Origin of the sequence: Stenotrophomonas sp. G106K1, assembly GCF_037969685.1 — a bacterium.
Lineage (GTDB): Bacteria > Pseudomonadota > Gammaproteobacteria > Xanthomonadales > Xanthomonadaceae > Stenotrophomonas > Stenotrophomonas lactitubi.
This window is the reverse complement of record NZ_JBBPFR010000033.1, coordinates 26,683-36,853: the sequence shown is the minus strand read 5'-3', so window position 1 is coordinate 36,853 and position 10,171 is coordinate 26,683. Positions and strand designations below refer to the sequence as shown.

Annotated in this window: 6 protein-coding genes; 5 read left to right on the top strand and 1 reads right to left on the bottom strand. The window is 66.5% G+C overall.

The window, feature by feature from the left end; genetic code table 11:
* The 4 genes from WKB25_RS20055 to WKB25_RS20040 form a co-directional block, all read left to right on the top strand.
* Window positions 1–2,862 (top strand): Ig-like domain-containing protein (locus WKB25_RS20055; RefSeq protein WP_340572615.1); only part of this gene is annotated, 2,862 nt, incomplete at its 5' end.
* A gap of 86 nt (window positions 2,863–2,948) precedes the next feature.
* On the top strand, window positions 2,949–4,133 hold the full coding sequence (locus WKB25_RS20050; RefSeq protein ID WP_340572614.1) for a TolC family protein: 1,185 nt from the start codon (window positions 2,949–2,951) through the stop codon (window positions 4,131–4,133).
* On the top strand, window positions 4,114–6,276 hold the full coding sequence (locus WKB25_RS20045; RefSeq protein WP_340572613.1) for a type I secretion system permease/ATPase: 2,163 nt from the start codon (window positions 4,114–4,116) through the stop codon (window positions 6,274–6,276). Before WKB25_RS20050 ends, WKB25_RS20045 begins: the two co-directional genes overlap by 20 nt.
* 13 nt (window positions 6,277–6,289) lie before the next feature.
* A complete protein-coding gene (locus WKB25_RS20040; protein ID WP_340572612.1) occupies window positions 6,290–7,459 on the top strand; it encodes an HlyD family efflux transporter periplasmic adaptor subunit in 1,170 nt (389 codons plus the stop codon).
* A gap of 27 nt (window positions 7,460–7,486) precedes the next feature.
* Here the strand turns inward: WKB25_RS20040 and WKB25_RS20035 are convergent, their stop codons facing one another.
* Window positions 7,487–8,416 carry a LysR family transcriptional regulator gene (locus WKB25_RS20035; protein ID WP_340572611.1) on the bottom strand — a complete coding sequence of 310 codons (930 nt, stop codon included), beginning with the start codon at window positions 8,414–8,416 and terminating at the stop codon, window positions 7,487–7,489.
* A 93-nt stretch (window positions 8,417–8,509) separates the two neighbouring features.
* On the opposite strand from WKB25_RS20035, the gene WKB25_RS20030 reads away from it, so the two are divergent.
* Window positions 8,510–9,706: an MFS transporter gene (locus WKB25_RS20030; RefSeq protein WP_340572610.1), complete on the top strand. Its 1,197-nt coding sequence runs from the start codon at window positions 8,510–8,512 to the stop codon at window positions 9,704–9,706.
* Window positions 9,707–10,171 lie beyond the last annotated feature (465 nt).

Genomic DNA, 10,171 nt, shown 5'->3' with positions numbered 1-10,171 from the left:
GACGGCGGCGGCAACCCGATCGGGCAGGTCACCGCCGACGGCAGCGGCAACTGGAGCTTCACGCCGGGCACGCCGCTGGCCGATGGCACGGTGATCAATGCCGTGGCCCAGGACGCGGCCGGCAACACCAGCGGCCCGGCCAGCGTCACCGTTGATGCGCTCGCGCCCTCGGCACCGATCATCAATCCCAGCAATGGCGTGGTCATCAGCGGCACGGCTGAAGCCGGAGCGACGGTGCTGCTCACCGACGGCGGCGGCAACCCGATCGGCCAGGCGGTCGCCGATGGCAGTGGCAACTGGAGCTTCACGCCGGGCACGCCGCTGGCCGATGGCACGGTGATCAATGCGGTGGCCCAGGACGCGGCCGGCAACACCAGCGGCCCGGCCAGCACTACGGTGGATTCGGTTGCGCCGGCCGCGCCGGTAATCGACCCGAGCAACGGGACAGAGATCAGTGGCACCGCCGAAGCGGGTGCAACCGTGATTCTCACTGACGGCGGCGGCAACCCGATCGGGCAGGTCACCGCCGACGGCAGCGGCAACTGGAGCTTCACGCCAGGTACGCCATTGGCCAACGGCACGGTGGTCAACGCTGTGGCCCAGGACGCGGCCGGTAACACCAGCGGCGTGGTCAGCACTACGGTGGATGCACTGGCGCCAGCTGCGCCGGTCATCGACCCGAGCAACGGGGCAGAGATCAGTGGCACCGCCGAAGCGGGTGCAACCGTGATTCTCACCGACGGCGGCGGCAACCCGATCGGGCAGGTCACCGCCGACGGCAGCGGCAACTGGAGCTTCACGCCGGGCACGCCGCTGGCCGATGGCACGGTGATCAATGCCGTGGCCCAGGACGCGGCCGGCAACACCAGCGGCCCGGCCAGCGTCACCGTTGATGCGCTCGCGCCCTCGGCACCGATCATCAATCCCAGCAATGGCGTGGTCATCAGCGGCACGGCTGAAGCCGGAGCGACGGTGCTGCTCACCGACGGCGGCGGCAACCCGATCGGCCAGGCGGTCGCCGATGGCAGTGGCAACTGGAGCTTCACGCCGGGCACGCCGCTGGCCGATGGCACGGTGATCAATGCGGTGGCCCAGGATGCGGCCGGCAACACCAGCGGCCCGGCCAGCACCACCGTGGACACGGTGGCGCCCTCGGCACCGCTGTTGAGCATCAGCGCCGACGGGACACTGCTGACCGGTACCGCCGAGCCCAACAGCCAGGTCCGCATCGTTGTGAATGGCGACACCGCCAATGCGATCACCGTGAACGTCGACGGCAGCGGCAACTTCAGCCTGCCGTTCACACCAGCGCTGGTCACTGGCGAACTGATCGTCGGTGTCGCGGTGGATGCGGCCGGCAACAGCAGTGGCCCGGCAACGATCAATGCGCCGGACCTCGCACCGCCGGCCATCAGCGTGCCGGAGTCGGTCGACACCTGGATCAACGCCGCTGAAATCGGTGACGGTATCCAGGTGGATGTCACGGTCCGCCCGACGATGCAGGTCGGGCAGGTCGTGACGGTGAAGTTCGCCGGACAGAACGGTTACGAGGCCGAGGTCAGTCATACCCTGACAGCAGGTGATATCGCGGCGGGAACGGTGACCCTGACCTTGACCCCGCCCGGCGGCCAAGGGCCGTTCCCGGAAGGAGCCTCGACGATCACGGCCGATATCAACGGCGGTGCCGCTTCCGCGCCGGTGGCATTCAACATCGACACCGTACCGCCGGCCACACCTGTGCTGTCGCTGGTGGGCAATCTGCTGACCATCTCCGCGGAGCCCGGTACCGAGCTTACCGTCACCGTGAATGTGGGCGGGGTGACCGCAACCGCCACAGTTACCGCCGACAACAGCGGGCTGGCATCGCTCAATCTGCTGACCGACCTGGACATCGACTTCGGTTGGGACCAGTTGCTGAACGCCCAGGTCGGCGTGGTCGGTCGCGATCCGGCCGGCAACCCCAGCAATGTCGCCAGCATCGGCGTGGGTACCAGCATCGAGCAACCGGTCACCATCGGCAACTTCGGTGTCGACGTCAGCCTCAACCCGCTCAATCCGCGATTCGGATTCAGTGGTACCACCGAGCCCAACTCCAGTGTGGTGATCCGCGTGATCACGCCGGCGTTGAATGTGGAGCTGCTGCCGATCCAGGCCGACGCGAGCGGGAACTTCTCGTTGAACCTGCTCAGCCCCAGCGTGCTGACCCAGCTTGGGTTGAACATCACCGACATCCTCAACCTCGGCTCGCAGATCTCGTTCAACGTGGTGTCTACCGACACCAATGGCAACGACAGCGCCGCCTATGGCATTACCCTCAGCCCGAACGGGCTGTCGTTGAACATCGGCGAAATCGACGTCAATGGCACCTCCGGTGACGATGTATTGTCCGGTGCCGACGGCAGTTCGGAGCACATCAACGGCGGCGACGGCAGTGACCTGGTGTTCAACGTGGGTACCGGTGACCATGTGGTGGCAGGCACGGGCAATGACACGGTCCAGATCACGGCGACCAACTTCGTCAGCATCGACGGCGGCGACGGGTTCGATACGCTGCTGCTGGCCAACGGCATCGACCTGGACTACAACGCGGTCGGCGTCGGTACGCTCAGCAACATCGAGCGCGTCGATCTGGGCACGGGCGACTCGGGCAGCGTGCTGACCCTGACGGCTGCGGAGGTGGACGCCATCACCGATGGCAACAACACGCTGCAGATCACCGGCGAGAGCAATGACACCCTGAACGTGGTTGGCGCGGTGGACACGGGTACCACGCAGCTCATCAACGGCATCACCTACGACGTGTACACCTTTGGCAGCACCACGCTGCTGGTTGAAGACAACACGGTGCAGGTGGTGGCCTGATGCAGCAACGCCGGTGTGGGAGGCGGTGGGTGGGAGGAGCGTTCGCGCTCCTCCTGCTGGCGGGAGTTCCCGCAGGAACCTGTGCAATGAGCGTAGAGCAGGCGGTACAGGCGGGGCTGGCGATTCATCCCAGGGTGCGCGCGGCGCTGAGCGAAGCCGAGCGGGCCGGGACCGACGTGAAGATCGCGCGTGGCGGCTACTTTCCTGCCCTGCAGGTGTCGGGCGGGCCGCAGGCGGGGCACATGTCTGAAATGGTATATGACGTGACGTTGTCGCAGATGCTGTTCGACTGGGGACGCACCCGTAGCCAGGTGGCTGCAGCATCGGCGACCGAGCGGCGCTATCTGGCCGCGCTGGAGGTTGCCCGCGACGATGCGGCACTGGACATCATCGAAACGTATCTGGATGTGCTGGTCGCGCGTGAGCGGGTGGCGGCGGTGCGCGACTTCCTGCAGCGCATCGAGGGCGTGCGTGGCATGGCCCGTGATCGCAGCGGCAGCGGCTATGCCGATCGCACCGAGCTGGACAGGGCCCAGCTGGAATTCGCACGTGGCCAAGACCAGCTCGCGCTGGAAGAAGGCGCACTGCGCGATGCCGACAACCAGCTTGCGTTGCTGCTGGGGCAGCCCCCGGGGCAGCTGCAGGTGCCGGTGCTGTCGGCGGACGCTCGCCCTTGGCAACAGGAACTGGAAGCGGCGATCGATGCGGCACCACTGCTGCGCGAGTCCAGCGAGGACGCGGTCGCAGCCGAGGCGGAACTGGCGGAATCGCGCGCCGCGCTGAAGCCGCAGTTGAATGTCGAGGCGTCGGCGCTGCGCCGGGAGATCGGTGGCCAGATGGAAAACGACTCGGTGGTCTCGCTGCGGCTGCGGATGGACGTGGTGAGAGGACTCAGCAATTTCCAGCGCCCGGCGGCGGCACGGCAGCGCCTGGAAGCTGCGCGCTGGTCGGCCGATGCCACCCGTCGCGACCTGCGCCGCAAGATGCGCACGCTGTTCGACAACGGCGATGCGCTGGTGCTGCGTGAACAGGCATTGCAGCAGCAGGTGGATGAGTCCAGCCGGGTTGGAACCCTTTACCACGATCAGTTCCAGGTCGGGCGTCGCGACATCATCGATCTGCTCAGCGTACAGCGTGAGCGCATGGAGGCCGAACGGCAGCTGGCTACGCTGCGCATGGAGCGTATCCGCATCGATTACCGCGCGGCGGCCCAGGTAGGACAGTTGGGAGAACTGCTAGGAGGGAGAACCGATGCAGACGCCGCGCATTGAAGTGGCCGGCGGCAGCAGCAACCTGCCACGCGACCCATTGCAGGATGGCCTGTTGCTGCTGTGCGCGCGGCTCGGACGACCGCTCGGTGCCGCCGAACTGGTCGATGGCATCGCCCTGGAACAGGGGCGCCTGCCGTTGCAGCGGGTGCCGCGTGCGCTGCGCCGCGCTGATCTGAACGCCCGCGTCGAGGCTTTCGATCTGGCTGATATTGATGACTACCTGCTGCCGGCACTGCTGCTGTTGAACAATGGCAACACCGTTCTGCTGACTGCCTTGGAAGACGGCCAGGTACGGGTGGAGGTGCCACAGGCCGATGGCGGGGCGCAGGCGATGGCATTGCCGGCCCTGCAGTCGCTCTACAGCGGTACGGCCGTGTTTGCCAAGCCGCGCTTCCGCTCTGACGGACGGGTCGGCAGTTTCGCCGCCGGTGATGATCAGCACTGGTTCTATGGACCGTTGCGGCAGTTGTGGCGCTCCTATACGGAGGTGGGTGCTGCCGCGTTCGTCGCTAACCTGCTGGCCATCGCCACGGCCATTTTCGCCATGCAGGTCTATGACCGCGTGGTACCCGTGGCAGCATTCGACACGCTGTGGGTGCTGGCCAGTGGTGTTGCCGTGGCCGTGGTGATTGAAGGCGTGCTGCGGGTACTGCGCGGACAGTTGCTGCAAGTACTGGGCAAGCGCATGGACCTGCAGTTGGGCACACTGCTGTTCGCCCGCGTTCTGGGCACCCGGGTAGCAGCAAAGCCCGCTTCGATGGGCGCGTTCAGTACCCAGGTGCGTGAGTTCGAGGGCGTGCGTGACTTCTTCACCTCGTCCACGGCGGCCTTGCTGAGCGACCTGCCATTCGTCTTTGTGTTCTTGCTGCTGATCGCCCTGATCGGCGGCCATGTGGTCTGGGTACCGATTGTGGCCTGCGTGCTGATGGTGTTGCCGGGTTTGCTGGCGCAGCGGCGGTTGGGCGAGCTTTCACGGCAGAACCTTCGCGAGGGTGCGATGAAGAACAGCGTACTGCTGGAGGCCTTCGAGCACCTGGAGACGGTCAAGGCCACGCGTGCGGAGGGCCGCAGCCTGAAGCACTGGGAATCCCTTACCGCGCAGTTGGCGGGTACGGCGCTGAAGTCCAGCACGCTGACGACCAGCATCAGTCATGGCGCTGCGGTGGTCCAGCAGCTGTGCTATGTGGGCGTGGTCGCCTTCGGCGTGTACCGCATCCACGACGGTGCGATGACGGTCGGTGCACTGGTGGCCTGCTCGATCCTGGCTTCGCGCGCCGTCGCGCCGCTGTCGCAGGTCGCGGCGGTGCTCGGTCGCTGGCAGCACACCAAGGTGGCCATGGAGGGGCTGGACCAGTTGATGGGGGCTGAACAGGAACGGCCACAGGGCGCGCGCTTCGTGCACAAGCCAAGGTTGCAGGGGGCGTACCAGTTGCACGAAGTGCGGCTTGCGTTCGGCGAGGGCGCATGGGGGGTCGACGTTCACGGGCTCTCCATCGCGCCGGGGCAGCGTGTGGCGCTGCTCGGCGGAAACGGCGCCGGCAAGTCCAGCCTGTTGCGCTTGTTGTCGGGATTGGTCACGCCGCAGCAGGGGCGGATACTGCTCGATGACGTGGCACTGTCGCAGATCGATCCGGGCGACCGTGCACGCAACATCGGCTATCTACCGCAGGATGTGGCGCTGTTCCACGGCACGCTGCGCGAGAACCTCAATCTGGAAGGTGCTGCCTGGCGCGATGAAGAACTGCTTGAGGCGCTGGACGCAGTCGGTATCGGCCCCTTCGTGCGCGGCAATCCACTGGGCCTGGATCAGATGGTGCTGGGCAACGGCAGTCTCTCCGGTGGCCAGCGCCAGGCGATCGGGCTGGCCCGGGTGATCCTGCAGGACCCTCCCATCGTGTTGCTGGACGAACCCACCGCCGCGTTCGATCAGCACAGCGAAACCCATGTCGTGCAGTTCCTGCAGCGCTGGCTTGGTCAGCGCACGCTGGTGCTGACCACGCACAAGCGCAGCATGCTGGCTCTGGTGGAACGGGCAGTGGTGATGCGTGACGGCAGGATCATCATGGACGGGCCGTTGGATCAGGTCGTTCAGGGCAATCAGGTGCAGCCGATCGCCGCCGTCGCTGGAGGACACAATGGCTGACCGCAGGAAGAACGTGCAACGGTTGCGCCGTGACCTTGCCGACCCGTTGCTGGCGGCAACGCATCCGGTGTATCGCCCACTACTGTGGGTGTTGCTGGCAACAGTGGCGATTGCCGTGCTGTGGGCTGCACTGGCCCAGTTGGACCAGGTCACTCGAGGCGAAGGCCGGGTTGTGCCGTTCAGCCGCATGCAGAAGATCCAGAGTCTGGAGGGCGGGATCCTCGACCGGTTGCTGGTGAAGGAAGGCGACCTGGTGGTGGTGGGGCAACCGCTGGTGCGGCTGGAAGAAACCCACTTCCGCACCAACTACGAAGAGTCGGCCAACCAGTCGCAGGTGCTGCGCGCGGCCATCGCCCGCCTCGAGGCCGAGGTCCTGGGCAAGGGGACCATCGAATTTCCGGCTGACATCCCCGGTGACAGCGCGCTTGCAAGATCGGAGCAGGAGCTCTACCAGTCGCGTCGCGCCACACTGCAACAGAGTTCGGCCGCCATCGGCCAGCAGCTGGCCATCGCCCGTGACCAGTTGCGCATCGTCCGTCCGCTGGTGGCGCGCAACGCGGTCAGCCAGATGGAGGAACTCAAGCTCGCTCAGGAGATCGCTACGCTCACCGGAAAGCTCAGCGAGCTGCGCAATACCTATTTTCAGGACGCCTATACCGAACGGTCCAAGCTGAAAGCAGAGCTTTCGTCGCTGGAGCCCATCGTGCACCAGCGTCAGGACCAGTTGCGGCGCACCGAGATCCTGTCCCCGGTGCGTGGGCGGGTAAACACGGTGCTGATCAACACCCGCGGGGGTGTCATCCCGCCGGGAGAGCCCATCATGGAGGTGATTCCGGTGGAGGAGCGGCTGTTGGTGGAGGCGCGGATCAAGCCGCGCGATGTGGCCTTCCTGGTCCCGGGCATGCAGGCGAAGGTCAAGATCACGGCGTACGACTACACCATCTATGGCGAGCTCAGTGGCACCGTGGAGCAGATCAGCGCCGATACGATCGAGGAGGACACGCCACGAGGAAAGGAGTCCTTCTACCAGGTGCTCATCCGCACCGACGGCAGCCAGTTGCGGCGGCATGGCGAGGTCCTGCCGATCATCCCCGGTATGGTGGCCGACGTGGATATCCTGACCGGCAAGCGCAGTGTGCTGAACTACCTGCTGCGACCGCTGATCAAGGCAAGGCTGAACTAGGCGGCAGCTTCCTGCGCCGCCCGGCTGTCACTTTGCTGCCGGCCGCATGCCATGCAACTGCGGCAGCGCGGCTTTCATCGCGTCGATGAAGGCGCGCAGGCGCAGGGGTTGCTGTCGCGCCGCAGGGAACACCAGGTGCACCGGCAGCGGCGGTGCCTGCCAGTCCGGCAGCAGCTGCACCAGCCGTCCTTCGGCCAGGTCGTCGGCCACCAGCCAGGCCGAAACCACCGCCGCACCCAATCCAGCACGTGCGGCCTGCTGCACCACGAACAGGTTGTCACTGAGCAGGCGTGGGGTGATGGACAGCGTGTGTGCGCGGCCTTGCGCGTCGTGCAGCAGCAGACGTTCGCGGTAGTAGGTGACCAGCGAGATCCACGGCAATGCCTGCGCCTGCTCGGGCGTGGTGATCGAACCCGCGTCGGCCAGCGATGGTGCGGCCACCACGATGCGCGGTACTTCGGCCAGCGGCAGGGCGACGATGCGCGGTTCGTCGACCGTGCCGACCCTCACCGCGCAGTCGATGCCTTCGGCGATGAAGTCCGGGCGGCGGTCCTCGAGGATCCACTCCAGGCTCAACTGTGGATGCTGGGCCAGGAAATCGAGCATGGTCGGCAGCAGCTGCGCCTGGCCGAATGCATGCGGCACCATCACCCGCAGGCGACCGCCGAGCATCTGGGCCTGGCCGTGCAGCTCGGCCTGCAGCGCTTCCCATTCGTCCACCACCCGCTGCGCATGGCGTTGGCAGCGCTGGCCGTCCTCGGTCAGCAGCAGGCCGTGGGTGGACCGTTGCAGCAGGCGCAGGCCCAGTTGCCGCTCCAGGGCCTGCAGCCGACGGCTGATGGTGGGCTGGGTAGTGCCCAGTTGCAGGGCCGCAGCAGAAAGGCTGCCGCTGTCCACGATACGCAGGAAAGTGCGCAGCAGTTCCAGGCGGTCACCACCCAAGGCAAGGTCGTTCATGCGCATCGCGTATGACAAGTATGTAAGTGAGCCTACTACAGACGCGTTGCGAATATGGGCACGCTACGCTCCACTTCTCTCCCGGATGCCCCCATGTCCACTCCCTCGCTCTCGACCATCACCACTACGCCCAGCGCTGCGCCCGCCCCATCATTGGTGTTGGCCATGGCTGCCGGCGCGGGCTTCTCGGTGGCCTCGCTCTACTACAGTCAACCGATGCTGGGGTTGATCGCCCAGGACCTGGGTGCCGGCGAGCGCGCCGTGGGCCTGGTACCGACCCTGACCCAGCTGGGCTATGCACTGGGCATCCTGCTGCTGGCCCCGCTGGGCGACCGCTTCGACCGGCGCAACCTGATCCTGCTGAAGTCGCTGCTGCTGGCGTTGGCCCTGGGGGCGGCGGCCTTGGCCGGCCAATTGCCGGGGCTGCTTGTTGCCAGCCTGCTGGTGGGGCTGATGGCCACGCTGGCGCAGGACATCGTGCCGGCCGCCGCGGTGCTGGCACCGGATGCGCAGCGTGGCCAGGTGGTGGGCCGGGTGATGACCGGCCTGCTGCTGGGCATCCTGCTGTCTCGCGTGGTCAGCGGCGTGGTTGCCGAAGCCTGGGGCTGGCGCGTGCAGTTCGGCCTGGCTGCACTCTCGGTGCTGGCGATGGGCGCGGTGATGGCACGGGCACTGCCGCACTTCGCCGCGACCAGCACGTTGCGCTACCCCGCGCTGTTGGGCTCGTTGCTGGCGCTCTGGCGCGAGCAACCGCAGTTGCGCCGCGCCGTGGCCAGCCAGTCGCTGCTGGCGGTGGGCTTCAGTGCGTTCTGGTCGACGCTTGCGCTGATGCTGCATGCACGGCTGGGCCTGGGCAGCGCTGCTGCCGGTGCGTTCGGTATTGCCGGTGCTGCGGGTGCATTGGCTGCGCCCGTTGCCGGCCGCTTCGCCGATCGCTTGGGCAGCCCTGCGGTAGCGCGGTTGGGGATTGCTGTCGCGTTGGCAGGCTTTGCCCTGTTGCTGGCCGAGTCATGGCTGCCGGCCGCCGCGCTGCTGCCGTTGCTGGTGGTAAGCGCGTTGCTGTTCGATTTTGGTTTCCAGTCGGCGCTGGTCGCGCACCAGACTCTGGTCTACGGTCTGGTGCCGCCGGCACGCAGTCGCCTCAATGCGCTGCTGTTCACCGGCATGTTCATTGGCATGGCCGGCGGCGGCGCATTGGGCAGCCTGGCGTTGGCGCAGTGGGGTTGGCAGGGCGTGGCGTGGTTGGCGACGATCTGTGCTGGTGGCAGCCTGCTGATCCGCCTGCGTTGAGGGGGTGTTCGGCAGGGCTGCGCCCTGCACCCGCCGAATCAACGGCAACGGCAGAAGCTGGATTCCGTGGGAGGGCGGGGCGGTGTCGGAGTGCGGGGACGCCGTAAATCCGTCCATGGAGGCTTGGCAGCCGCATCCATGCGGCTGACACCCCGCAATCCGACACCGCCCCACCTTCGACAGTTTCCCGGCGTCTGTGGGATCCACTCCCTGCGTGGATAATCTCCATCGAAATCGAATATTTCGATATTTGATCCAAGAGCATCCACGCATGGCGTGGATCTACGCGTCGACCAAGGTCGACACCTACCAAGAGCAGGTCATGTCATCCGGGCAGATCGCGGAGATCTGTCGAAGGCGGGGTGGGTCCGGTTGCGGGGGTGTCCGCGGCATGGATGCCGCGGCCAAGCCTACAGGGACGTATTTACGGCGTCCCCCGCAACCGGACCCACCTCGCCATCCCAC